The organism is Chryseobacterium arthrosphaerae (assembly GCF_001684965.1).
GTDB lineage: Bacteria > Bacteroidota > Bacteroidia > Flavobacteriales > Weeksellaceae > Chryseobacterium > Chryseobacterium arthrosphaerae.
This window is the reverse complement of record NZ_MAYG01000012.1, coordinates 638,980-662,930: the sequence shown is the minus strand read 5'-3', so window position 1 is coordinate 662,930 and position 23,951 is coordinate 638,980. Positions and strand designations below refer to the sequence as shown.

Sequence of the window (23,951 nt, the reverse complement as noted above, 5' to 3'; positions counted from 1 at the left end):
CTTATAAGTCTTGTCCTACAACATACTGCAGGTTTTCATAGTATTGATTAAGTTCTTTTTTGGTATCCAGAATGATCATTTTATTGCCTATATAGGTATCGAGGAAATCCATATATTCAAGCATGCTGATATTTCTTAACCTGAAATTTTTCTCATGGCTGATCAACAGTCCGTCTAATGTAGATTCGTAGTTTTCATCTATTTCTGCCGAGACCTCCTGCGTTCTGATATAGTTTCTGAAAACCGAAACAATTTCATTTTCAGATTTCAGCATATTTTTGCGGGTTTCAATCTTAGTTTTTTCGATCTCAAGTTTAGCTTCCTGGATATTGCCTTTATTGCGGTCGAAAATGGGAAGATCGAATGACACTCCAAGGCCAATGAAATCCTTCATGATATTTCCACCCCGGTCGTATCCCAGGGAAACAGCCAGATCGGGAGTTTTCATTGCATTCTGGATCTCAAGATTTTTAGCGGCATGCTTTTCTTTATTTTTTAAGATCAGGATATCCGGACGGTTTTCTTTCGCTTTTTCCATCCATTGTGTCAATTCCACTTCTGACAGCTGTTTTTCAGGCATCGTGAATGAGTCTGAAATAACGAGATAAGATTGGGACGGAATCATCATTAGAGCTTTGAGTTCTACCTGCTGCTCTTCAATTTCCTGTTGTAATGAAACCAGCTTTTTCTTAAATTCAATTTCCTGAGCTTTTAATCGGACATATTCTGCTTTGCTGATATTACCCAGGTTTAACTGATTGTTGTAGGATTTAGTCAGTTTCTCAATAGAAGAAATCTGTCCCTGATAGATTTTCTGCTGTTCCTGATTGTACAGGATCTCCGTCATTGTATTTCGTAAAGTTTTTTTGAGTTCTCTAAGTACTTCCTGCAATTCATATTTTTCTCCTTCTACTTCTATTTTTTGCAGCTCAATGTTCTTCCTTCTTTTACCCGCAGTCTGAATCACCTGTTCTATCTCTGCCGAAATCTGGGTATTCTTCCCCCAGTTTCCTATAAGTGCAGGCTGCTCTTCAATATCATAGGTTCTCCACAGATTGACTTCGCTGATACTTAACTTGGGATTGGGCCAGTATTTTGCCTGAACAGCACGGGCCTCTGCCTGTGAAATCTCAAGTTTCTGGGCAATCATATCCAGGTTCCTGGTAAGAAAAACTGCTTCAGCCTCCTGTCTGCTGATTTTCAACGTATCGGAAATCTGTGCAGAAAAGAAGCTAAAGCAATGAATATAAAATAGTGTAAAAAAAATCTTCTTCAAGGTCTCTTATTTAAGACCACAAAGCTATTTGTCTAATATTAGAGGGAATTGTAAAGAAAATTAAAATTCGGTTAGTCCAACATTAGAGTTTGATTAGAACTTTTTTTATTTCTTGAAATTATGTTTTAACTGCTATGTTTGGGCTAAAGCCTAAGGATTTTGATTGTACTTTGTAAGCGGGTTAAAACCCGCTTTTATTGAATATTTTTATTCTCCCGCAGATTTTGCAGGTGACTCAGATTTCGTTATTATGAATATGCTTTTAATAAGATTTTAAATTAATCTAAGATCATGAATCTGCTCAATCAGCAAAACCTGCGGGAGAAAAATCAGGAATGGGCCGGAAATATAAGAGTAACTGTTGTTCCTTTGTTCACAACAGAATCAATATTCATGGCAATATGATGATGATCAAAGATACTTTTTGAAAGTGACAAACCGATACCACTCCCTTTAATGGAATCCACATTTTTTCCTCTGTAGAATGTTTCAGCTATTTTGACAAGGTCATCTGAAGGAATCCCTCTTCCCTGATCACTGATCTCAATACACAGCTGATCTCCCTTTTCTGATAATCTAAGCACTACCGGCTGATCATAGGAATATTTAATGGCATTTTCAACAATATTGTATAATGCTAAATACAGCAGGGTTTCGTTGCCGGGAATTTCCAGTAAAGAAGGTTTTGTAACCTGAAGCAGTATTTTAATAGAAGAGTTCTTTTCTTTTGCCCTGGCTTCCAGTTTTTCATAAATTTTCCAGACCAGCTCGTCTATCCTTACCTGTTTATGGGAAGTTTCAAGCTTGGTCATTCCTGACATCAGTAAAAGATTATTAAGGATATTTTCAATCTCATAGACGTTATCCAGAGATTCTTTTGCCACCTTCCGGTACTCTTCAGGAGTTCTGTCTTTTTGGGCAAAAACTTCAAGGTTTCCGGAAATAGCAGCCAATGGTGTTTTAAATTCGTGGGAAACATAATTGATGAAATTCTGCTGCAGGAGCACATTTTCAGAAATCCTTCCCAGCAATTTGTTGTAAGATTTGATCAGCTCATCAATTTCATCATTGGTATTGGTTGACGTAATGGCAGTTGAGATATTATTGTATTCCGCCTTATTAATTCTTTCCACCACATTGGAGACAGGCTTGTATACAACTTTTGAAAGGTATCTGCTCAGAAAATAAATCGCCAGCAATCCCATCACAAGTACCGAAAGCATAATAATGGCCAGTCTCAGGATCTGCGACTGAAAAGAATCATTCGGAGATTTTACAAAAACAACAAAGTCACCCTGATTGTCGGGATAAAAAATCCCATAATAAAACTGGTTATCAGACATAAACTGTACGCCCTTATTATTTCTTACAGCCTGTAAGTGAGCTGGTTTTATATTTTTATCCTGCAGATTATGCCCGAAGGTCACCTCATTGTTCTGATTATAAACCGCCACCCTGTTATTTTGAATAAGGTGATTATATTCTTTTTTGATCTGTGCGTGTCTGTCTTTCGGGAGCTCATCTTTCTCAAGGTAATAAATGGCAGAGATAAGGGCCGTATTTCTCAGTTTTTCAAAATAAAAGATTTTGGTACTGTCATAATAGGCAAAGAATATCACCGCTGATGTGATGATAGAGACAATGCCGAATGAGAGGCTCGAAATAAGGGTAAACCTGTTTCTGAGAGTCATGGTCAGTCTTTAATTAAATACCCTGTTCCTTTTACCGTATGGATAAACTTATGTTCAGTTTCATCTATTTTGTTGCGGACATAGGAAATATAAACATCTACCACATTGGTGCTGTTATCAAAATCAATTCCCCAGACCTTATGTAAGATCTGTGTCCTGCTCAATACCTTATTCTTATTCTCCATCAGGAATGTGAATAGCTTGTATTCTGTAGGTGAGAACTCAATCTCTCTGTCATTTTGAGTCACTTTATGAAGATCGGTATCAACAGTAATATTTCCGCAAGACAGGTAATGATCTTCTTTTTGGTAGCTCAGCTTATTTCTTCTGGTCAACGCCTTGATCCTTGAGATCAGCTCTTCAAAGTGAAAGGGTTTTGATAAATAATCATCGGCTCCCAGATCCAGCATTTTAATTTTATCATCGGGGCTGTTTAAGGCACTTAAGACCAGTATCGGCGTATAATTCCCTTTGAAACGGATGATCTGGGTAAGCTGCATTCCATCCAGTCCCGGAAGCATAATATCCATCAGAATAATATCAAAATCATAGGTATGAATAAGTTCCCGTGCTTTTTCTCCTGAATCAGCCAGCGTCATATTGTATCCGGCTTCGGAAAGCCCTTTTATCAGGAAGTTGCTGATTCTCTGATCATCTTCTACCAACAAAATATTCATATACTTCGGAAATTTCCTATAAATATAGCGATTCTAATTAAGAAAGGATACCTCAGGCAATAAGCACGGCCTTTTAAAAAAAGACATCTATCATTTAACCATGTTCATTGTGACACTTTTTCATTGATCACCCTTATTTTATGTTTCCAGGCATTGTAAGTATATTTTTTCACCCAGCTTTTTTTCATAATTTTGAAAGATGGAGATGATATATTTAATTATTGGATTTATTGCCGGCGGGATATTGGGCGCAATTATTTTATATTTTGCACTGAAATCCTCAATGGTTTCAAGAAGTTCTTTTGATGAGCTCAATACGCTGTTTATCAAAAACAAATCTGATCTTGAAAATTCCAATCTGAAAATTCAGGAACTCCATCAGCAGATCAGCCAGGAGAAAGAACAGAATATGCTACAGCAGGACTTGCTGAACGATCTGAAAAGCGAATTCTCAAAAATCTCTGCCGAACATTCTTCTCTTACCCTCCAGTTTCAGGAATTAAAACAGATCAATCTGAAGCAGACTTCCCAAATAGACACCCATATCATTGAGAAACAGGATCTTTTTGCCAAAAATTCAGAACTGTCGGCAAAGAACGAGAGCCTTCAGCAGTCTTTAAACAACCAGAAAGAGGAGATCGTTAAAATACAGGAGGAGTCAAAACTTCAGTTTGAAAATCTGGCCAATAAAATTCTGGAGGAAAAAACAGAAAAGTTTACCGCTTTAAATCAAAATAATTTAAAAACCATCCTCGACCCGTTCCAGGAAAAAATAGCGGACTTAAAAAATAAAGTCAATGAAGCCTATGAAAAGGAAAATAAAGAACGTTTTTCCCTAGCTGAAAAAGTAAAAGAACTTGCCGAGCTCAACCAGCAGATCTCCGATGATGCTAAAAAACTCACCCGGGCATTAAAAGGCGAAAGCAAAACCCAGGGAAACTGGGGAGAAATGATCCTGGAAAGCATCCTGGAAAAATCCGGACTGGTAAAAGGAAGAGAATATTTTCTGGAACATGAGCTGCGTGATGAAGACAACAATGCCCTGTTTTCTGAATTTTCCGGTAAAAAAATGCGTCCCGATGCGGTGGTAAAATATCCGGATGAAAGAAATGTCATCATCGATTCCAAAGTATCGCTGACAGCCTTCACAGAGCTTGTTGACGAAAATGATCCGGACCTCTATGCCATAAAACTGAACCAGCACCTTGGATCCATCAAAAACCACATCACCCAGCTGAGCCAGAAAGCTTACGATGATTATGGTAAATCATTGGATTTTGTCATGATGTTCATTCCGAGCGAACCGGCTTATATTGCCGCCATGCAGGCAGACCAGAATCTCTGGAACTACGCTTATGAGAGAAGAATTCTATTGCTGAATCCCAGCAACCTGATCACTTCACTTAAACTGATTGCCGACCTGTGGAAGAGGGAGTACCAAAACCGAAATTCCATGGAAATAGCAGAGCGGGGCGCCAAACTTTATGATAAATTTGTAGGCTTTGTTGAAAATCTTGAAAAAGTAGGGAGAAATCTTGATCAGGCTAAAAATGTATTTAATGACGCATACAAGCAGCTCCATACCGGAAATGACAACCTGGTGATCCAGACCCAGAAATTAAGATCCCTGGGGATAAAAAACAAAAAAGACCTTCCACCAAGCCTAATAGACAACAGTAATTTAATTGAACCATCAGAAAATCAGGCCCTATGAAAAAAACATACACCATCGTTATCATAAGCATTCTTATCTTTTTTATCTCCTTGCCTTTTGATGCTGTTTATACCAAAGACCATAATGTAACCGGATTATTCTGTTTTCTTTTAGGATGGGCAGAAATGCAGGGCGGAGGTATCGCATGGATGGCCAATCCTCTTCTTGTTATAAGTGCTTTTCTTCTTTTGATGAAAAAACCGAAAGTTTCAGCAGTAATCAGTTTTCTGGCACTGGCGCTCACTTTCTGTTTTTTATCTGTAGGAGAAATAACGGTGGATGAAGCAGGACACCAATACCCTATCACAGGCTATGGCCCGGCTTATTATCTATGGATAACAAGCTGCGTTTCCCTCTTCACCGGAAGTATTATTCTTGTAAAATCCCCGGAACAGTCTCCTGTTTCCCGGTAAACTGAGAGCCGGATCCTATAAAAAAGAGCCTATGTTTTCTTTTGCATTATACCCTTATCCGAAGTCCGAATCTTTCAGAGAAATTTTCATCTCTTCACTGGGGGCAGGAATTTCCGTCTATTTGTTTCTGATCATTTTCCAGCCCTTTGGGACGGAAAACTTTCAACATCCCTATAAGTTTTTATTACTTTTTCCCTATTGCATTATTTTCGGAACTGCATTTTTCATTACCAGTCTTATGACTTTCCGTTTCAGCAACTGGAATATGGGTTCAGAGCTTTTAAAAATAATTTTCATCCTATTCCTGAGCTCTGTTGTGTCTTATTTTTACAATTCATTATTCTTAAGTCATATAGCCCTGGATCTCGGTAATTATTTCTATATGTTCCTGTATTGTCTTGCAGTAGGGGTTCCAGTTTCTGTCATATACATTTTATCACGGTATATCTATTTAAAGAATATCAATGAAAAAACGGCGCAGAATATTTCCCAGCATCTCACGGCTTCCATTCCCAGGCTACAGCAGAACCTGTTAAAAATAACGGCACAGAATACAGAGCTTACCATCCAAGAGCATGATTTTTTATGTGTCCGCTCCATGGAAAATTATTGTACATTCTATTTTTTAGAGAATAGCAGCTTAAAAAAAGTACTGATAAGGATAAGTTTATCCAATGCTTTACATCAGATTGAAACAGGTTCTGTCAAAAAATGTCACCGCTCTTATATTGTGAATCTTGGGAGAGTAACAAATCTCAAGGGAAATGCCCAGGGATACAGATTGATTCTTCCGGAAATTGACTTTGAAATTCCTGTTTCCAGAAGTTTTATTCCTTCAATTATCCCCCAGCTACAACAGCAGAATTGATATTTTTTGTCATTCGTCACTATTCTTTGTCATTCATCACATTCATTTGAAAGCATCGGTTTAAAGCTACATTTTTGCTCAAAATTAACAGACATGAGTAAAAACATCCGCTTCTTTTTCATCTTTATCTTAGGTTTTACAATCTATTATTTCCTCGATTTCTTTTATTTTAAAACGATCCAGAATTTTTCAAAAAGCATATTTCACAGCAAGGCCATAGCCCATGTGACTGCTTATACAATAACATTGATCCCATTGATCGTTACTTTAAAAATTCTATTCCCCAAAAGAAATATTCCGGATCTGTTTTCATTAAACAAACCCATGATCCAGGGATTCACTTTGGCCCTTACCGGTACTCTTCCTATGCTTATCGGCTATCTGATCCATTTTAAAATAATTCCTACAATACATTGGGAGCCCCTCTTTATCAACACCCTTTCATCAGCTTTTTTTGAAGAGATCATTTTCCGGGCTTTTCTTATCGGAATATTATACAGATTTACCAGGCTGGGCTTTTTATCATCCGTATTATCAGGATCTTTACTTTTTGCACAGGTACATCTATATCAAAGCCAGGATCTTGTAGAGCTTACTGAAATATTCGCCATTACATTTCTCGGATCCATATTTTTTGCATGGGCCTATATTGAATCAAAATATAATTTATGGACTGCCATATTCCTTCATTTCTTTATGAACCTGTACTGGGAAATCTTTAATGTATCAGAAAATGTTTCCGGAAATTTCTATGGAAATCTCTATAAATTTCTGTCGATCGCCGTTCTGACTGTAGTTATCATCTATTGTAAAAGAAAAAATAAAACCCCGTTTGAGATCACGGGTAAAAGCCTTTTTATCAAAATCAAAGAAATTCAATCATAAATTTTGCATAATTTTGCGGAATGTTGATAGAAAGTTTTCAAAACGATAAGATAAAAAATGTCACTAAGCTTCTTACTGACAACCGTTTCCGTAAAAAATCAAAAGTTTTTGTAGTTGAAGGACAGCAGGAAAATGAAAGGGCCATTCAGTACAATTTCGAGCCTGTGGAGTTCTTTGTCTGTGAAAACATCTTTAAAGGAACGCTTCCTGAAGGAAAAATCCATTATGTAAGTGAAAAAGTATATGAAAAGATTGCTTACAGAGGAAGTTCTGAAGGAATCATTGGAGTATACACGGCAAAAGAAACACCCCTTTCTTCATTTATTCCGAAAGATAACTCTACGGTCATCATTGTTGAAGGCGTTGAAAAACCCGGAAATCTTGGAGCTATTTTAAGAAGCTGCGAAGCATTCGGGGTGGATGCTCTTATTGTGGCAGACGGAAAAACAGACTTTTACAATCCTAATGTCATCAGATCCAGTGTAGGCTGTCTTTTCGGAATGGAAGTCTATCAGGCTGAAAATGCGGAAACCCTGGAGTTTCTTCAGAAAAACCGTTTCAATATCTATACAACCCTGATGGATGAAAGTGCTGAAGACCTTTATAAAAGAGATTTTACACAACGTTCAGCAGTATTATTCGGGACCGAACATTCAGGTTTAAGTGATTTCTGGATCGGAAAAGGGAAAAACACACTGATTCCGATGGCCGGAAGTATTGATTCCCTGAACCTGAGCAATGCTGTGGCTATTACCTGCTATGAATCGTTGAGGCAGAAGAAAGGATAAAGGATGGTAGCTGGAAGAATAAGACTGAAAGTAACAATCAGTCATAATTACTGAAAGCCAACAACAGCATAATACATTTACCTTAGATAAATACGAGATCAATAATTGCTTTTTTAAGCTTCAGTAATCTCCCGGCAGCTTATAGCCATGTATGTTGTGAAACAAAAAACTTTGTCTCATTATTTGCAGATTGCTTCACTTCGGTTTATCATAACATGAGAAGAGTTGATGATAAAGCACAAAAAAACCGTTTCACTGGGTGAAACGGTTCTTTTATTGTTAAGCTTATGCTAGAATTATTTCTTAGCAGCGTCTTTTGCAGCATCTTTAGCAGCATCAGCAGCTCCTTTAGCAGCATCAGCAGCACCTTTAGCAGCGTCAGCAGCACCTTTAGCAGCATCTTTAGCAACTTCAGCACCAGCAGCAGTTGTAGCAGCAGCAGCATCTTTAGTAGCACCTACAGCAGCAGTTGCAGCAGAGTCAACAACTTTAGCAGCAGAATCAGTAACTACAGCAGCAGAATCAGCTACTTGAGCAGCAGCAGAATCAGTTGCTCCTTCAGTAGAAGTAGCTTCAGTTTTTTTACAAGCAACTAAAGAGATTGCAGCGATAGCAGCTACGAATAATGACTTTTTCATAATAAATTAAATTTAATTTTGTTAATATTGTTTTATAAAATTTTCTTCTGTTCTGTTATTTGAACAAGACAAAGGTAGAGCAGTTAGAAAATTTGTTTATGAAAAATAATTGTAATACCTTTGTAAAATAGTTTTACAAAAAAACATAACTGATAATCAACAATTTAATTATTTTTTGAAAAATTGACAGATTTAGATCTATTACACTTTGAACAGCTAAAAAAGGATGTCCAGAGTCAATACTTAAAAGAATATACCCCTTCACAGGATGATATTTCCAAGTGGAAGGGTATAGATATCATATATTTCCAGGAAGACCTTCGCAAAAAAGCGAAAGGAAACATCAGTGAAAAATCTTTTTACACCTATTTTAAAAATTCACCGGTCACCAAATTACCAAGAATAGACATGCTCAATTTATTGAGTATTTATGCAGGTTATGACTCATGGTACGAGTTTAAGAAACAGCATCTTTTTGCCGGAGAATTGCTGCAGGAAAATGAAGATCTTGAGGAAGAAGAAATCAGTGAACTGGAAAAAACCGTTTCTTCAGCACCTGATCTTCTAAAAACTGAAATTCAGGCTTCAAAAGTTGACATTCAGCCAGTCGAAAATACTGATTTACAAAAAACAAATACTGACAACCAACAAGTTAAATCAAATCAGAATATCCAAAGAGATGTTGAGATTTTAGCTACGCAACCCAGAAAAAATTTCTTTAAAAAGAATGCATGGGCACTGGTCACTTCAGTTTTGATTGCCATTACCGGAATTTTAGGATTTAAGGATGTACTTTTTTCAAAAACTTATAAATATTGTTTTATAGACAAAGACAGAGGTGTTTCTGTGATCAACACGTTAGAAATAATGGTGATCAAGGAAAACGAATCTCCTTTGATGTATAAAATAAAGCCCGGAGAGTGTTTTTATTATTCCACAAAAGATAAAAACCTGAAAATGCGGATCAACGCTCCTTTCTACGAGCCTCTGGAAGTCAACAGGAATCTGGAAAACGCCCCTGAAGAAGAGAAAATAGAGCTCAAACCGGATGATTATAAAATGGCGGCTTATTATTTCTCTATCAAAGATATCAAAGGCGGCAACAATGAAGAACAGGTAGCCCTCATCAAACAGAAAAGAAATCAGCTGGAAAATCTGATCAGTAATAATGCGGTCATCTATCAGGTGTACGACAATAACACCTATGGTATTGAAAGCCTCAATAAACAAAAATACATTACGCTTGTAACCACTCCTACTACATCATTAAAAAATCTGAATGTAATAGAAATGAAAAAGGACACGAAAGGCAAAATCATTTCCATTAAATTTAAAATTACCTCCACAGATGAAAAGAATAAATAACTTTTTAATTTTCACCATTCTTCTGGTTTTATTAGCTGCCTGTAATAAAAAAACAGAAGTAAGCGATCTTGACAAGCTGCGAAACAGCAATAATGAGAAAAGCTATCCTGCCGTACAAATGGACAGTATGCAGGCCATCAATTCGATTACCAAACAGAAGGTTCAGGAACTTCTTGATCTTTCTACACTATACCTTTCCGGAAACAGAAATACGGAAATAGACACTGTCATTTATTCACAAATGGAAAGCTACTTCCATAAGCCTGACTCTTTGACATTTAAACGACTTATCAAGGAACTTGACAGTATGAAGGTAAAATCTGTAAAGGTAAACAACCTGAACGTCTATAAAGAATTCTACAAAAAGGATACGCTGGACTACGCCAAATTCAATGTGGAATATTTTGACAGCAAGAATAAGTCTTTGGGAAGCTTCGAAAAGAATGCACAGTATATCCTGCTGTCAACATCAAAGCTTAAAAAAGAATTTAAGTTTTACTTCCTGGATTTTTATTCCAAGCCGCTTAAAAAAGACAGTACTTCAGTAGGCGTAACCAAATAGTCTAAAGGAATGTCATTTTCCCAGACATCATCAATATATTCATCGGGGTCAAAGTAATTGACTCCGATTTTTTTTGTATCGGGTGAGATGCTTTGAAAAAGACCGTCATAAAAACCTTTTCCATAGCCTACTCTATTTCCTTTTCTGTCACAATACAATAAAGGAGTAATGACATAATGAAAATATGTTTCACCGGAATCTTCATTGGAAACCGGTTCTGAAATCCCCCAGCTGTTGGTTTCAAACACGGTATCATGAAAAATTTCAATGTTGATAAGTTTGTCCGCCACGATCTTAGGCACATATACTCGGATATTCTGTGCTAAAAAATATTGGATGAAGATTTGGGTATCAATCTCATTAAACTTTTCAATCGGGATAAAAATATGCACCTTCTGCCCTGTCTTAGGTTTAAAATAAGTAATGAAATGTTGAAAGATCTTTTCAGATAACAAGAAAGCCTCATCACGAGACAAGGCTTTTCTTTTTTGCATATATTTTTTTCTAAGCTCAGCTTTTAGCATAATGACTAAATTATTTAAAGGCAGCTTTATTATTTTAAAACTTCCTTACAGCTTATACAATTTTATATAATCTGTCAGACAAACGAACTCTGAACGGCAGTTCAAAAGTGATCTGATCTCCTGCTTTTGCAGTTTCACATGGACCTCCGTTTGCATAGATTTCGGTAATGGTCACTTCCTGCTCACCGGTTGTAGGTCCTGAAATCAAAACTTTATCTCCTACCGAAAGTTCACCATTCTCAACCAGGAACTGTGCAATTTTTGATTTTGAATAATAATGCTCGGCCTTTCCAAGCAATACTTTCTTAACTGCTATTTTCTGGCGGATGTTTTTGGTTTCAGCTTTTGCCAAAGGTGCTTTAGGAAGATCCCCTGAATTTTTAAACTTCAGCGCATCAGATTTTCCTTTTCTGAATACTTTATTTCCTACCTGAAGGCCTTTTCTCAGTTTCACCTGTTCATCCCAAGGTAAATGAATTGTTTCAAGACATTCTGTAGAACATGTATTCTCCATGGCAGCTTTACACTCATCACACTGGATAAATAAAAGATGACAGGCATCATTGGCACAATTGGTATGATTATCACACGGTTTTCCACACTGGTGGCATTGTGCGATAATGTCATCCGTAATCCTTTCCCCTAATCTGTGGTCAAATACGAAATTTTTACCGATGAATTTACTTTCAATTCCTTCTTCTTTGATCTGACGGGTATATTCAATGATTCCGCCTTCCAGTTGGAATACATTTTTAAATCCCTGATGTTTAAAATACGCACTGGCTTTCTCACAACGGATTCCGCCTGTACAATACATCAAAAGGTTTTTATCTTCTTTAAAATCCTGCAGCTGTTCGTTGATGATCGGTAAGCTTTCTCTGAAGTTTTCCACATCAGGAGTAATAGCTCCTTCAAAATGTCCTACTTCACTTTCGTAGTGATTTCTGAAGTCAACAACGATGGTATTCGGATCTTCAAGCATATTGTTGAATTCCTTTGCTCCCAAATGAACTCCTTTGTTGGTTACATCAAAAGTTTCATCGTTCAGGCCGTCAGCCACAATTTTGTTTCTGACTTTAATGGTCAGTTTTAGAAAGGAATGATTGTCCTGCTCCACCGCTACATTCAAACGGATCCCTTTCATAAAGTCATATACTTCAAGCGTATCCCGGAAGGCCTCAAACTGATCTGCAGGAACACTCATCTGAGCATTGATTCCTTCATGGGCCACATAGATACGGCCAAGAGCATCAAGGGCATTCCAGGCTATAAATAAGTCGTCACGAAATTTTTTGGGATCTTCAATTTTGGCATACGCATAGAAAGACAATGTAAGGCGTTCCTTACCAGCTTCATCAATAAGTAGAGCTCTTTCTTCTGCGCTTAAGGTGTTATACAGTTGCATGCTATAAACGTTTTAAGTGAGAAAAATAATTTTTGCAAAGATAGGAATTTTTAATTAAGTATATTTATAGGCGGTAATGATAAGGACAAACAAGCGGTAGTGAAGGATTCAGAAATAGGAAAGTAATGATAAAAATGAACAATTGTTACAGATTTAACAGGCTGCAGTATCTACCGTAGATTCTTTAATATTTTTTTAAGTTTTGTTAACTATGACATCAACATTATGACATAATGTATAAAATGACATAATAGCAGTTAAATTTTAGTTAAAATTGAAACATAGCATACTAATTGCTTACTTATTTAACATTAAATTTGTTTACTCAAAAACATAAAAAAGAAATTAATTAATAAACAAGAAAGATATACAATGAAGAGTACTTTAAAAAAACTATTACCATTTGCAGTAGTTGGAGTTATCTCAGGAGCTACTACCGTTGGAGCTATACAATATTTCGGACACGGTTCCAACAATGGAGATCAGTCTTATTTCACAACAGCAGCACCTACAGCTTCATTTGTAGGAATGAATACAGGAGCAGTAGGCGATGATTTTGTAAAAGCAGCCAAAACGACTGTTCCGGCTGTAGTGACCATTAAAAATTATCAAAGCAGAACATCCAGCAGAGCTTCAGAGCAGGATCTGTTTGACTTTTTCTTCGGAGATCCTTTCGGAGGAAGAGGCCAGCAGAGACAAAAGCAACAGCAGGCTCCTGATAATATGCCATCAGGAATGGGTTCAGGGGTAATCATCTCTCCGGACGGTTATATTATCTCTAACAATCACGTTGTGGCAGGTGCCAATAAGCTGGAGGTTGTGTTGAGCAATAAAAAATCATATATCGCTACTTTGGTAGGAACCGACCCTAACACAGATATTTCGTTACTGAAAATTGAAGAAAAAGGTCTTCCTTACCTGAATTTTGCGAACTCAGACAATATTGAAGTAGGACAATGGGTGCTTGCCGTAGGAAACCCGCTTGGGCTTAATTCTACCGTAACGGCAGGTATTGTCTCTGCTAAAGGAAGAGGAATCGGAATCCTGGGAAGCCAGGGTAAAGCAGCCAATCCTATTGAAAGCTTTATTCAGACCGATGCTGCGATCAACCCTGGGAACTCCGGAGGAGCATTGGTGAATACCAACGGAGACCTTATCGGGATCAACTCTGCGATTCAGTCTACTACAGGATACTATCAGGGATACGGATTTGCTGTTCCTGCTAACCTGGCAAGAAAAATTGTTGAAGACATCAAGAAATTCGGAATTGTACAGAGAGGCTTCCTGGGTGTTCAGTCATTAGATCTATCCAATGATCAGTTGGTGGCAGGATACAACAGACAGTTTAAAACCAACCTTAAAGTAGGTTCCGGAATCTATATCACAGGATTCGGTGAGAAAAGCGGTGCCGAGGATGCAGGACTGAAAAAAGGAGATATCATTACCAAAGTTGACAGCTATGCAGTGACAGACTTCGCTGACCTGTCTATGTCTATCGGAAGCAAGCGTCCGGGAGACAAAGTTGTTGTCACCTATTTAAGAGATGGTAAAGAAAATACAACTACCGTAACGCTGAAGGACCAGAAAGGAGGAACATCTACAAAAACCAAAGCTGATCTTTCCGTAACCGAAAAAATCGGATCGGAGTTTGAACCTCTTACCGAGCGATTCAAAACAGAATACGGGCTGAACAGCGGTGTAGTTGCCAAAAACGTTTCTGAAGGCAGCGAAATGGCTAAAATCGGGATTGTAGACAATTATATCATTATTGAGATTAACGGAAAACCGGTCAACTCACAAAAAGATGTAGAAAAGATCCTGGATAAATATCAGGGGAATGTACAGGTGAAGTTTGTAGATGACTACGGAAGAATTTATACAAAAGGATTTAAAATGCCTTAATCAGGCACTGAACAACAGTTGACCTGTCAATAAAAAAACGCTGCAGATATCTGCAGCGTTTTTTTATTATTTTATTTTTTTATTTAGGTTTATTCATTTTTTCAGCGATCATTTTCTTCTTGTTTCTTTCGTAGATCACTTCTACGATCTTACCCCCGATCCATGAAAACGGGAAGAAAGTAAGGAAGATGGAAATCTTATAAAATGTAGGATGATAAGGGAAAATAATAACATCCAACATCGCAATGAAAAGCATGATAAAGCCAATCAGAATAGCATAGGCTACTTTGGCATATTTAACGATAATAGCTGTTGCCACCCCTCCTATTGTTGTTCCCAGTCCGGAAATAAACAGCAGGAAACCGAAAAATGCCTTATCATCTTTCATACTGAAAAGAAACCTTTGCCAATGCTCGAAAGGAGCAAACGCTTCAAAAGTTACCCATTGCGGAAAAGCCCTTATACCAAGAGTAATAATAAGCCCGGCTATCCCAAGGCCTACAAGCACCGCAATTGTATTTCTTATAAAATTCATTAATCCTGATGTGCGATCATAGAGATTTCGATATCCACATTTTTAGGTAAGCAGGACACCTGTACCGTTTCACGTGCAGGATAGCTTTCCGCATCTAAATAAGACGCATAAATATCATTCATTACAGCAAAATCATCCATACTCTTAAGGAAAATTGTAGCCTTTACAACGTTTTTAAAAGTCATTCCGGCTTCTGTAAGAATTGCTTCAAGGTTTTTCATTACCTGGTGCGTTTCTTTTTCAATTCCTTCTACCAGTTTACCAGTTGCAGGATCTACAGGAATCTGTCCGGAGATATACAATACTCCGTTTGCCATATTAGCTTGTGAATAAGGCCCGATTGCTGCAGGAGCGTTCACTGTGTTGATTACTTGTTTCATAGCGGATATTTAATTTTTTTGATCTTATACAATCACCATCTACTTTCTAAACGGTAATTTAGTTAGAATTTATTTTGGTTGCAAATATAAAATTTATATTCTCAAATGCCAATCTGATATTAGAAAGGTGCATTCGGCTGTGTAAAGCTTCTGTCTTTATATTTCAATGCATCACTTAAGATATTGGCTTTGATCCCGATAAAGAAATCATATACCTTATACTGACCGAAAGGAACCCAGTTGAAATTGATGGTAAAACTTCGCTGATCCCTGGCAAAACCGATTCTTGTATAAGCCAGCTGCTTGGTCACGAGGTCATAGTGTGTACTACCGTTGATATTCCAGAAAGGGGTAAGCTTGATACTTCCGTCAAGACCTACGGATGCAATTTTGCTTCCAAATCTGTTCAGTCCTTTTGAGTAGGCATAGTTGGCATTGATATTCAAAGTCCAGGCCTGATCAAAATGGGCATAATTATCATCATCAAAATAGTAATTCTCATTCCGGACTTCTCCTTTTTTAGAATACTTTTTAGCATATTCCGTTTTCTCTCCAAAAATTTCGCTGCTCAGAGGATAAGACATCTGTACGTTGAATCCCTGTACACTGAAGGCCCCGAATTTTTCTGTTCTGATTCCTGTGTCCTGTCCCGGAATAAATTCAATTTTATACGGATCAAGGGAAAGACTCGTATTAACCGTCAGTTTACCGTTAAGGAATGAAGATTGCCCGTTGATGGTAATAATTGACCATGGGTGATCTTTGGCCGCAAAGTTATAATTCCCTGAAAGGTTCAAAGATTCGAAGATCTTAACCTTCTTTACTCCCGTAGAATCACTTTTAGATCTGACTTTCATTTCTACGTTGTTTCCGATATTGAAACCCAGAGCTCCCACCATTCCGCTTTGAGGACTTCCCACAATACCTTTCTCAAAAATAGAATATGGGGTAAGGGCTCCGTTCGCATTATAATAGTTTTTATAGTATCCGAAATTAGGACTGGAGAAGTCGGGAGAATAGGTAAACCCGATACTTGGAGTCACCATATGTCTGATTGCTTCAATAGCAGATCCTTTTTTAAAATCCATCTGCCCGTAAAGGGTCGTCTGGATACTTGCCGTAGTAGAGAAAGTAGAATATCCGGCAAACTTTTTATTGATTTCATCTACTGTAACTGCTTTTACAGGATCATAATACCTGTTCAGCGTTTTGGTCGTTAAGGCATTGTCAATATTGGCACTTAAACTGAATGTGAAATATTTCGCCAGTGTGGTATTGGTTGCAATGGCAATATTATTTTTAAGCCCGGTCTGCATTTTATCCCACATTTCTTTTTTAAAGAGCTCATTTTCCTGAGTATTCACAAAATTGGTCAGGTTGAATCCTGTATTGACGGTAATATTTTCAAGAAGCCCTGATCTTACTCCTGTTTTTGATTTGAACAGGTAGAACTGATTCACTGCTACGTTCATCTGCGGAAGACGAAGGTCTGCCAATCCGGTGGCAAAGTTCTGGGAATAAGAGGCTGTTCCCGTAATTGTTACCGGAAGTTTCAGAAATCTTTTGGTAAGCGTTACCGTAGAGTTCTGCTGGGTATTCAATACATTCTGATTGAAAATATAATTGTTGTTCAGTGGATTGTTGTAGAATTTCGTACTTACAATGTCTACGGAAGCACTGAATGTAAGGAATGGATTGGCTTTTGCATCCTGTGAATGCGTCCAGTTGATCCTGTATGTACTGTTTCTGGTATAATCTTCCAATCCTTTGATCCCTCTCACCATGGTTCCGATATCTGCATTGAAGGTTCCGGAATAGCGGTATTTCTTCTGATAATTCATCTGCGGACGCAGGTTCCAGCTTCCTTTCGTATAAATATCAGCAAGGACTTTAAGGTCAAAATGTTCCCCGATCGGCTGATAATAACCTATCCCGTTCAGGAAGAAACCTACATCTTCCCTTTCCCCGAAACTGGGAATAAGAATACCTGCTGCTCTTTTATCTGAAAACGGTAAGATGGCAAATGGAAGGTAAAGAGGCGTAGGTACCTGCTCTATAAACATCTGAATAGGGCCGGTAACGATCTGGGATTTCGTTTTGGTTTTAAGAAGCTTGATGTTGTAAGCTCTCATAAAGTAATCCGCAGCCGTATCTTTTTTCTTGATAAAATAATCGTCTGTGGTATAATCTGCTTTTACCATTGCGAAAACAGAATCGTTATATTTTTTTGTTTTCTTGGCAATGATCACTCCTTCACTTTCTTCAGTTCTTGCATTGAAGGCGATGGCCTGCTTAGTCTTCGTATTATAACTGAATTCGTTGGTTTCGTATTTCTTTCCTGCCTGGGTCGTAATTACAGGTTCGATGATCTTTCCTAAAGAATCCTGCTTTCCTCTGGCGTAGATCAGGTTTTTATTATCATCAATGGAGATATAATCTGCATCAATCTGCATATCCTGATATTTTACCTGTGCATTCTTATTCAGGAATGTCATCTTTTTAGGGATGTCTCTGCGCTGGTCGTCCGCTTTTGTACGGAGAACATCATCCAACGTTTCTTTTTTTACAACTATGGTATCCTTTTTGGAAATAGTATCATTAACCGCATTTTTAGGCAATTTTTCAGGAGTTTTCTGTGCTAAAAAATTGTTAAAAATTAGGATAATTAAAATTTGTAATATATTTTTGAGGACGGTTTTGGCCAATTTTATTCTATATAATTAAGGCCCAAAATTAATATAATTTTTATAACTGTAAGATGCACAAACAAAATTTTAAAATAATTTTATCATTTCTCCTTATCCTTATCAGCAACTTTATTTTCTCTCAGAAGAAGTTTACCCTTGTTTTGGATGCAGGACACGGAGGAAGTGATCACGGGGCCAACAGGACCTATTCAGACATAGGAAGAATCGCAGAAAAAGATATTACGCTTGCCATTACCTTAAAGGTGGGAGCCATGCTTGAAAAAAACAGAGACTTCAAGGTAATATACACCCGTAAAATTGATGAATACCCTTCCCTGTCTGACAGAACCAACCTGGCCAACAGAAGTAAAGCAGACCTGTTCATATCTATTCACTGTAATTCTTCAGCAAGACCTACAGCCTACGGAACGGAAACTTATGTACAGGGGCCAAACCAGAATAACGAGAACCTTGAGGTAGCCAAAAGAGAAAATGACGTGATCTTTCTGGATGAAAAAGATAAGCAGATCTTCGGATCTTACAACCCGGATTCCCCGGAATCTTTAATAGCACTGAAACTTCAGCAGAGCAAATATCTGGAATCAAGTCTTCTTTTGGGAGGATTGGTAGAAGATAACTTTGTGAATAAAGATAAGAGATTTTCCAGAGGAGTTTTCCAGAAGAATCTTCACGTTCTCCGTATGAATGCCATGCCTTCTGTGCTTATAGAAACCGGATTCATCAATCACCCGGAAGAAAGCCACTATATTGCTTCGGAAAAAGGACAGAGCGAAATTGCAGAGAGTATCTACAATGCCATTATTGATTATAAGAAAGCCATTGACAGAAAAACCGGAGGATCTATTGCCATCAAAAAGCAGGAACCTGAAAAGCCGGCAGAAGTTCCGCTGAAAAATGATTTCAGAATCCTACTGATGAGCTCTCCTACGAAATACAACGAAAATGATCCTGCCCTTAAAGGATTGAGCTATATTCTTACCATTAAAGAAAACGGACAGTACAAATATTACTATGCAGTCACCAATATGGCTTCTGTAAAAGACATCAATCTTAAAACAGCCAAAGATGCCGGATTCAGAAATGCCTTTGCCGTAGGTTTCATGCCTAACCAGCGAATCAGCATGGGATATTATACCATAGAAGTTTATGCAGGGGATAAGCTGAACGGAAATTCTTACATCGTTCAGAACCTGAAAGATGTGGAAAGAAATAAAGACAACGGCGTATTTTACTATACCTATGGAAAAGTATATACTTTGGAGGATGCTGTAAAACTTCAAAAAGAACTTGAGGCTAAAGGCATCAAAAACACCGTAATACAGAAAATATATAAATAATTTAAAAAAATAATTTTGAAGTTTAAAAGTTAATTTTTACTTTTGCAACCTCAAAATTTGGCCTATTCGTCTAGTGGTCAGGACTCAAGATTTTCATTCTTGCAACAGGGGTTCGATTCCCCTATAGGCTACCTTTACAAAACCTTTAACGGATTCGTTAAAGGTTTTTTTATGTCTGTTTCCTTCTCTTCTTTACGATCAGAATCATAGATCAGGTTCCCAAAACCGGGGAACAGTATAAGACGTACACTATTTTTTTTGTATCCACGAATCATTGATTCCATTCTTTGCACCTTCAGGAATAGAAATAAGGTCATAGAAACTTTTGCGTTAATTCAATTTTCATCAATATAAATAATAGTATCCCGCAACTTTTACAACTGGTCCAGAATTATTCAGGATACTCTTACAGTAATATAAAGAATATACATTAAATATCTGATGACAGCCCTGATAAAATGACAAACAGCGCTGCATTATAGCATTCTGAAAATATGGTAATTACTCCCTGCTGTGATAGAAATCCACTTATTTTTACTGTAAAAATTGATTCGTATTCCATTATATATGACAAAAGCATTATATTTGCAAAAAAATTTTAGCCATAATCGGTCACCCGGATATGGCAACACAGATGAAAAATATTATTGATAAATCATTGTTTGTAGTTGACTACAGGCTACCAAATTTTATATCATGCCGGATTTAAAGATACAAGAAGCGAAATTGCTTTTTAAGAAAATCCACTCTAACCCAAAAAGTTATGATTTACAAATCAATGAAGACGGGATTACAGGCAGAGATGATAAAATCAGTTTCCGACTTTACAGGACTGGAGAAAGGGTTGCTTTTGAAGTAACAATTGACGGACTTACTTTCACCAATACCACTGGAGAATGGAACAATGCACTGATCATGCTGGGAAATACGATCAAAAAATTAGAAAAAGAACAAGAAAATTTAAAAATAGAACAGGCAATAAATAAACTCAGAAAGTATCTATCAGAAGAAAATTAAATTTTTTAAAAATAAATTTGGTAGTTTAAAAAAAAGTTTATAGTTTTGCACTCACATTTGAACGATATGGCAAATCATAAATCAGCACTAAAGAGAATCAGACAAAACGAAACTAGAAGACTTCGTAACAGATATTATCACAAGACTGCTAGAACAGCATTGAAAGCTCTAAGAAATGAAGAGAACAAAGCTGCTGCTACAGAACAACTGCCGAAGGTTATCGCTTTATTGGATAAATTAGCTAAGAAAAACATTATCCACAAGAACAAAGCTGCTAACTTGAAAAGCAAATTGACAAAACACGTTAATAAATTAGCGTAAAAGCATAGCTGGCCCGTTCGTCTATCGGTTAGGACCTCAGATTTTCATTCTGGTAAGAGGGGTTCGATTCCCCTACGGGCTACTGATATCTTGAAAAGCCACTGTATACAATCAGTGGTTTTTTAAAGATAAAGTAGAAAAGCTATTCTTTTAAAACAATCTAACCGGCCCGTTCGTCTATCGGTTAGGACCTCAGATTTTCATTCTGGTAAGAGGGGTTCGATTCCCCTACGGGCTACAAACTAAGAGTTGACACTTATAAAAACAAAGCTAACACATTACTTCGGTAATGGAAGATAGAGGGCCCGTTCGTCTATCGGTTAGGACCTCAGATTTTCATTCTGGTAAGAGGGGTTCGATTCCCCTACGGGCTACCAAAAAGGACTTTTTCGAAAGTCCTTTTTTCGTTTATATATTCTTTTATTCCCAACTGTTTTACTTTCCTATTACATATTTTTTTTGGTCAGTCTCAAAAAGTTGGTAAAATATTCAGTGCTGTTTCTTTACATTATGGTAAGCGATTACGAACGCTTTAAATTATTATTTTCTTATTTTTCAGATAGCCAGGTTCAAAAATTGGGGATCGCTACAAGATTCTGTTGAGTGAAAATACCTGAAAATGATTTCAATATTGTATTCCGGGAGCAAAAGATTCTTATGAACTGAAGAAACTTCGGATCAGGTTCAAAAGCTGGGGAGCAGCACAAAACGTACACTATTTTTGCTAAGTAAAATAAAGATTAAAAAACGCAAGAAAGGTCATTTGAATGTTTGTTTTTTAAGGATGATAGAAACTTTGCGTTAATTTCAATTCCGTCAATATAAACAATAGCATCCTCCAACTCTTGTACCTGTCTAAACTACCTCGTTTTTATTTGTAATAAAAAAATTCACATTACCAGTTATTTAATAATAATTTTTACACAAAATCATTTTATATTTTATTAAAATAGAAATAAAATTAAAATAATCACCAAAAATGGAAATATTATTTTTTACTATTCCTTTTAATCCTTAAATTTGACTAAAACTATTCATCCAAATTATAAATAACATGAAATTTAATTTACTTTTGAGAAAGCAACGCTCATTTAAAGCAGCATTCATTGCTTTGTTTCTGATCTCAACCGGCACTTTATCATTTGCTCAAAACAGAATTTATTCCCACGCCCAAAGCTCCGGGGTATTCGGAGTAGCATGTTTAGGCTGCCGTGTAGAAAACCCACTCAATGCAATCGGGAACAATGAGGATGATTACTCAACGATGGTATTGGGAACTGCATTATTAGGCGGTATCCAGCAAACCTTAATCTTCCCTGATCTGAGATCAGATACGAGACTGGTAGTAGGCATCGGGACAGACAACATTCCTTTATCTGTACAATTATTAAGTGGGGTAACTCTTGAAACCATGAATGGCGGAACTTCCAATGAAGACCGCAGAACAATTGATGTAAGCCTTCTTAAGCTGGGAGCAACTCCTAACAGAGGTACAGTGGAATTCAAACCTGAAAAACCCTATGACGGAATCAGGATAGGCTTAACGGGAGGAGTGCTGAGCCTTGGAGGAGGATTCAGAATTTATTACGCTTACCAGGATCCATTAGTCAATATCATGGCTCACAGCCAGGCGGGACAGATTACCCTTGACGCCAATATTCCGCTGGAAGGTGCTGAAGTAGCTCTTACCAATCTTTCCGGAAAAGAAGTATACCGCACAAAGCTGGGAGCAAAAACATTTGACACCAGGCAGCAGGAAGGAATTTACTTTATGACTGTTCAGACGAAAGATGGTAAAACCTATTCGCGTAAAATTATTGTTAAATAAATGATATCCACAGCCGGCAGATTGAAAGTCTGCCGGTTTTTTTTAGGGTATTTAAGAGTCAATAAAGCAAAAATTAAATAAAAAACAATAAATATATTTTATATAATACAAATATTTAAATATCACCAAAAATTGAAATAAAGTAACTAACATAATCAATTTATGTGTAATTTTACAAAAAACTAAATCTTAAAATTTTACCCCTATGAAAAACAATTTATTAGTGAGACAGCATGCAATTAAAGCAGCTCTGTCTGCATCTTTCCTGTTCCTGATGAGTGCTGTGTCTTCGGCACAGATTACCAAAATTTATGCAAACAACCAAACCAGCCAGGTATACGGCATCTGTATCGGCTGTGGAGTATTGAATCCTCTGAATGCCATAGGAAGTAACGAAAACGATTATTCTACGCTACAGGTTTCCATAGGATTACTGGCAAGAACGGAACAGACACTGATCTTTCCTGCCAGCAATATCAATAATAACACCAATAAGCTTGTGATCGGGATCGGTTCAAATGGTACTCCCCTTACTGCCCAGGTTCTGGGAGGGGTATCTATTGAAACATTCAATGGAGATGTTTCGAATAATGACTATACCAACCTCAACAATAATATCCTGAAGCTTAACGCCGGTGATCCGAGCAAAGGGGAGATTGAGCTTACCATGAATATTCCGTTTGACCGTATTAAGATCAATGCCAACGCAGGACTATTGAGCCTTGGTGGTGAGCTTAGGGTGTATTATGGATATCAGTACAAAGATCCGTATATCAACTTTACGGCACATCATGAAGGCGGGCAGATCACTCTTGACAAAAATATTCCTGCAGAAGGTTCTGAAGTTACTCTGACCAATACTTCAGGAAAAGAGGTATTCCGCACCCAACTCAAATCCAATACATTTGAGACCAGACAGCCGGATGGTGTTTACATTATGAATCTTAAGACGAAAGAAGGCAAAACCTACTCCAGAAAAATTATTATTAAATAAACGAGAGACCTGAACCGGCAGACTTAAAAGTCTGCCGGTTTCATTTAGAATATGTACCTACCCATTTTTACAATAAAACGCCCCGGCCAATGTATTGGCCGGGGCTATATAAAATAAGATAAG

The 23,951-nt window shown here is 37.3% G+C and carries 22 protein-coding genes and 4 tRNA genes; 17 read left to right on the top strand and 9 right to left on the bottom strand.

Annotated elements, in window-relative coordinates; genetic code table 11:
• Position 1 precedes the first annotated feature (1 nt).
• From BBI00_RS18335 to BBI00_RS18325, 3 genes are all read right to left on the bottom strand, one after another.
• A complete protein-coding gene (locus tag BBI00_RS18335) occupies positions 2-1,276 on the bottom strand; it encodes a TolC family protein (protein WP_065400291.1) in 1,275 nt (424 codons plus the stop codon).
• A 329-nt stretch (positions 1,277-1,605) separates the two neighbouring features.
• Positions 1,606-2,967: a sensor histidine kinase gene (locus BBI00_RS18330; RefSeq protein WP_065400290.1), complete on the bottom strand. Its 1,362-nt coding sequence runs from the start codon at positions 2,965-2,967 to the stop codon at positions 1,606-1,608.
• A gap of 2 nt (positions 2,968-2,969) precedes the next feature.
• Complete coding sequence (locus BBI00_RS18325) at positions 2,970-3,644, bottom strand: response regulator transcription factor (RefSeq protein ID WP_065400289.1); 675 nt, start codon at positions 3,642-3,644, stop codon at positions 2,970-2,972.
• Positions 3,645-3,843: 199 nt separating this feature from the next.
• Between BBI00_RS18325 and rmuC the strand changes: the two genes are divergently transcribed.
• From rmuC to BBI00_RS18300, 5 genes are all read left to right on the top strand, one after another.
• Positions 3,844-5,358 carry a DNA recombination protein RmuC gene (gene rmuC, locus BBI00_RS18320; protein ID WP_065400288.1) on the top strand — a complete coding sequence of 505 codons (1,515 nt, stop codon included), beginning with the start codon at positions 3,844-3,846 and terminating at the stop codon, positions 5,356-5,358.
• Positions 5,355-5,771, top strand: a complete 417-nt coding sequence (locus BBI00_RS18315; RefSeq protein ID WP_065400287.1) for a hypothetical protein — start codon at positions 5,355-5,357, stop codon at positions 5,769-5,771. Before rmuC ends, BBI00_RS18315 begins: the two co-directional genes overlap by 4 nt.
• Positions 5,772-5,802: 31 nt before the next feature.
• Entirely contained in the window at positions 5,803-6,639 is an 837-nt protein-coding gene (locus BBI00_RS18310) for a LytTR family DNA-binding domain-containing protein (protein WP_065400286.1), read from the top strand.
• Positions 6,640-6,732: 93 nt separating this feature from the next.
• Complete coding sequence (locus BBI00_RS18305; RefSeq protein WP_065400285.1) at positions 6,733-7,524, top strand: CPBP family intramembrane glutamic endopeptidase; 792 nt, start codon at positions 6,733-6,735, stop codon at positions 7,522-7,524.
• 20 nt (positions 7,525-7,544) lie between these two features.
• Positions 7,545-8,312 (top strand): TrmH family RNA methyltransferase, encoded by a 768-nt coding sequence (locus tag BBI00_RS18300; protein ID WP_065400284.1) that lies wholly within the window; start codon positions 7,545-7,547, stop codon positions 8,310-8,312.
• Between the two features lie 296 nt (positions 8,313-8,608).
• On the opposite strand, the gene BBI00_RS18295 is transcribed toward BBI00_RS18300, so the two are convergent.
• On the bottom strand, positions 8,609-8,950 hold the full coding sequence (locus BBI00_RS18295) for a hypothetical protein (RefSeq protein ID WP_065400283.1): 342 nt from the start codon (positions 8,948-8,950) through the stop codon (positions 8,609-8,611).
• 183 nt (positions 8,951-9,133) lie between these two features.
• On the opposite strand from BBI00_RS18295, the gene BBI00_RS18290 reads away from it, so the two are divergent.
• Positions 9,134-10,315, top strand: a complete 1,182-nt coding sequence (locus tag BBI00_RS18290; protein ID WP_065400282.1) for a hypothetical protein — start codon at positions 9,134-9,136, stop codon at positions 10,313-10,315.
• Complete coding sequence (locus BBI00_RS18285) at positions 10,299-10,877, top strand: hypothetical protein (RefSeq protein WP_065400281.1); 579 nt, start codon at positions 10,299-10,301, stop codon at positions 10,875-10,877. The genes BBI00_RS18290 and BBI00_RS18285 overlap by 17 nt, the downstream gene beginning before the upstream one ends.
• Here BBI00_RS18285 and BBI00_RS18280 read toward each other — a convergent pair.
• On the bottom strand, positions 10,826-11,401 hold the full coding sequence (locus BBI00_RS18280) for a 5-formyltetrahydrofolate cyclo-ligase (RefSeq protein WP_065400280.1): 576 nt from the start codon (positions 11,399-11,401) through the stop codon (positions 10,826-10,828). The two genes, BBI00_RS18285 and BBI00_RS18280, sit on opposite strands and share 52 nt — an antisense overlap.
• 52 nt (positions 11,402-11,453) lie before the next feature.
• Complete coding sequence (trhO, locus tag BBI00_RS18275) at positions 11,454-12,806, bottom strand: oxygen-dependent tRNA uridine(34) hydroxylase TrhO (RefSeq protein WP_065400279.1); 1,353 nt, start codon at positions 12,804-12,806, stop codon at positions 11,454-11,456.
• 372 nt (positions 12,807-13,178) lie between these two features.
• Between trhO and BBI00_RS18270 the strand changes: the two genes are divergently transcribed.
• On the top strand, positions 13,179-14,708 hold the full coding sequence (locus tag BBI00_RS18270) for a trypsin-like peptidase domain-containing protein (protein ID WP_065400278.1): 1,530 nt from the start codon (positions 13,179-13,181) through the stop codon (positions 14,706-14,708).
• 79 nt (positions 14,709-14,787) lie between these two features.
• On the opposite strand, the gene BBI00_RS18265 is transcribed toward BBI00_RS18270, so the two are convergent.
• From BBI00_RS18265 to BBI00_RS18255, 3 genes are all read right to left on the bottom strand, one after another.
• On the bottom strand, positions 14,788-15,243 hold the full coding sequence (locus BBI00_RS18265) for a hypothetical protein (protein ID WP_065400277.1): 456 nt from the start codon (positions 15,241-15,243) through the stop codon (positions 14,788-14,790).
• Positions 15,243-15,623, bottom strand: a complete 381-nt coding sequence (locus BBI00_RS18260) for a RidA family protein (protein ID WP_065400276.1) — start codon at positions 15,621-15,623, stop codon at positions 15,243-15,245. The genes BBI00_RS18265 and BBI00_RS18260 overlap by 1 nt, the downstream gene beginning before the upstream one ends.
• Before the next feature lie 119 nt (positions 15,624-15,742).
• Positions 15,743-18,328 carry a putative LPS assembly protein LptD gene (locus BBI00_RS18255; protein WP_065400275.1) on the bottom strand — a complete coding sequence of 862 codons (2,586 nt, stop codon included), beginning with the start codon at positions 18,326-18,328 and terminating at the stop codon, positions 15,743-15,745.
• Positions 18,329-18,381: 53 nt separating this feature from the next.
• Between BBI00_RS18255 and BBI00_RS18250 the strand changes: the two genes are divergently transcribed.
• The 9 genes from BBI00_RS18250 to BBI00_RS18205 all read left to right on the top strand — a co-directional run bounded on the left by BBI00_RS18250 (position 18,382) and on the right by BBI00_RS18205 (position 23,828).
• Positions 18,382-19,668 carry an N-acetylmuramoyl-L-alanine amidase family protein gene (locus BBI00_RS18250; protein WP_065400274.1) on the top strand — a complete coding sequence of 429 codons (1,287 nt, stop codon included), beginning with the start codon at positions 18,382-18,384 and terminating at the stop codon, positions 19,666-19,668.
• A 59-nt stretch (positions 19,669-19,727) separates the two neighbouring features.
• Positions 19,728-19,799, top strand: a tRNA-Glu gene (locus BBI00_RS18245).
• A gap of 565 nt (positions 19,800-20,364) precedes the next feature.
• Complete coding sequence (locus tag BBI00_RS18235) at positions 20,365-20,685, top strand: hypothetical protein (RefSeq protein WP_047380487.1); 321 nt, start codon at positions 20,365-20,367, stop codon at positions 20,683-20,685.
• 66 nt (positions 20,686-20,751) lie between these two features.
• Positions 20,752-21,006 carry a 30S ribosomal protein S20 gene (rpsT, locus tag BBI00_RS18230; protein ID WP_002983073.1) on the top strand — a complete coding sequence of 85 codons (255 nt, stop codon included), beginning with the start codon at positions 20,752-20,754 and terminating at the stop codon, positions 21,004-21,006.
• A gap of 10 nt (positions 21,007-21,016) precedes the next feature.
• Positions 21,017-21,088 (top strand) — tRNA-Glu (locus BBI00_RS18225).
• 84 nt (positions 21,089-21,172) lie between these two features.
• A tRNA-Glu gene (locus tag BBI00_RS18220) sits at positions 21,173-21,244 on the top strand.
• Positions 21,245-21,308: 64 nt separating this feature from the next.
• Positions 21,309-21,383 (top strand) — tRNA-Glu (locus tag BBI00_RS18215).
• A 677-nt stretch (positions 21,384-22,060) separates the two neighbouring features.
• Positions 22,061-22,834 carry a T9SS type A sorting domain-containing protein gene (locus BBI00_RS18210; protein ID WP_065400272.1) on the top strand — a complete coding sequence of 258 codons (774 nt, stop codon included), beginning with the start codon at positions 22,061-22,063 and terminating at the stop codon, positions 22,832-22,834.
• 205 nt (positions 22,835-23,039) lie between these two features.
• Positions 23,040-23,828, top strand: coding sequence for a T9SS type A sorting domain-containing protein (locus BBI00_RS18205; RefSeq protein ID WP_065400271.1), 789 nt, complete (start codon positions 23,040-23,042; stop codon positions 23,826-23,828).
• The last annotated feature ends 123 nt before the right edge of the window (positions 23,829-23,951 follow it).

Bases quoted from the DNA above. Each gene is read 5' to 3' on its own strand.
- BBI00_RS18330 (WP_065400290.1), bottom strand. From the start codon at position 2,967: ATGACTCTCAGAAACAGGTTTACCCTTATTTCGAGCCTCTCATTCGGC.
- BBI00_RS18325 (WP_065400289.1), bottom strand. From the start codon at position 3,644: ATGAATATTTTGTTGGTAGAAGATGATCAGAGAATCAGCAACTTCCTG.
- rmuC (WP_065400288.1), top strand. From the start codon at position 3,844: ATGGAGATGATATATTTAATTATTGGATTTATTGCCGGCGGGATATTG.
- BBI00_RS18315 (WP_065400287.1), top strand. From the start codon at position 5,355: ATGAAAAAAACATACACCATCGTTATCATAAGCATTCTTATCTTTTTT.
- BBI00_RS18310 (WP_065400286.1), top strand. From the start codon at position 5,803: ATGTTTTCTTTTGCATTATACCCTTATCCGAAGTCCGAATCTTTCAGA.
- BBI00_RS18305 (WP_065400285.1), top strand. From the start codon at position 6,733: ATGAGTAAAAACATCCGCTTCTTTTTCATCTTTATCTTAGGTTTTACA.
- BBI00_RS18300 (WP_065400284.1), top strand. From the start codon at position 7,545: ATGTTGATAGAAAGTTTTCAAAACGATAAGATAAAAAATGTCACTAAG.
- BBI00_RS18295 (WP_065400283.1), bottom strand. From the start codon at position 8,950: ATGAAAAAGTCATTATTCGTAGCTGCTATCGCTGCAATCTCTTTAGTT.
- BBI00_RS18285 (WP_065400281.1), top strand. From the start codon at position 10,299: ATGAAAAGAATAAATAACTTTTTAATTTTCACCATTCTTCTGGTTTTA.
- BBI00_RS18280 (WP_065400280.1), bottom strand. From the start codon at position 11,401: ATGCTAAAAGCTGAGCTTAGAAAAAAATATATGCAAAAAAGAAAAGCC.
- trhO (WP_065400279.1), bottom strand. From the start codon at position 12,806: ATGCAACTGTATAACACCTTAAGCGCAGAAGAAAGAGCTCTACTTATT.
- BBI00_RS18270 (WP_065400278.1), top strand. From the start codon at position 13,179: ATGAAGAGTACTTTAAAAAAACTATTACCATTTGCAGTAGTTGGAGTT.
- BBI00_RS18265 (WP_065400277.1), bottom strand. From the start codon at position 15,243: ATGAATTTTATAAGAAATACAATTGCGGTGCTTGTAGGCCTTGGGATA.
- BBI00_RS18260 (WP_065400276.1), bottom strand. From the start codon at position 15,623: ATGAAACAAGTAATCAACACAGTGAACGCTCCTGCAGCAATCGGGCCT.
- BBI00_RS18250 (WP_065400274.1), top strand. From the start codon at position 18,382: ATGCACAAACAAAATTTTAAAATAATTTTATCATTTCTCCTTATCCTT.
- BBI00_RS18235 (WP_047380487.1), top strand. From the start codon at position 20,365: ATGCCGGATTTAAAGATACAAGAAGCGAAATTGCTTTTTAAGAAAATC.
- rpsT (WP_002983073.1), top strand. From the start codon at position 20,752: ATGGCAAATCATAAATCAGCACTAAAGAGAATCAGACAAAACGAAACT.
- BBI00_RS18210 (WP_065400272.1), top strand. From the start codon at position 22,061: ATGAAATTTAATTTACTTTTGAGAAAGCAACGCTCATTTAAAGCAGCA.
- BBI00_RS18205 (WP_065400271.1), top strand. From the start codon at position 23,040: ATGAAAAACAATTTATTAGTGAGACAGCATGCAATTAAAGCAGCTCTG.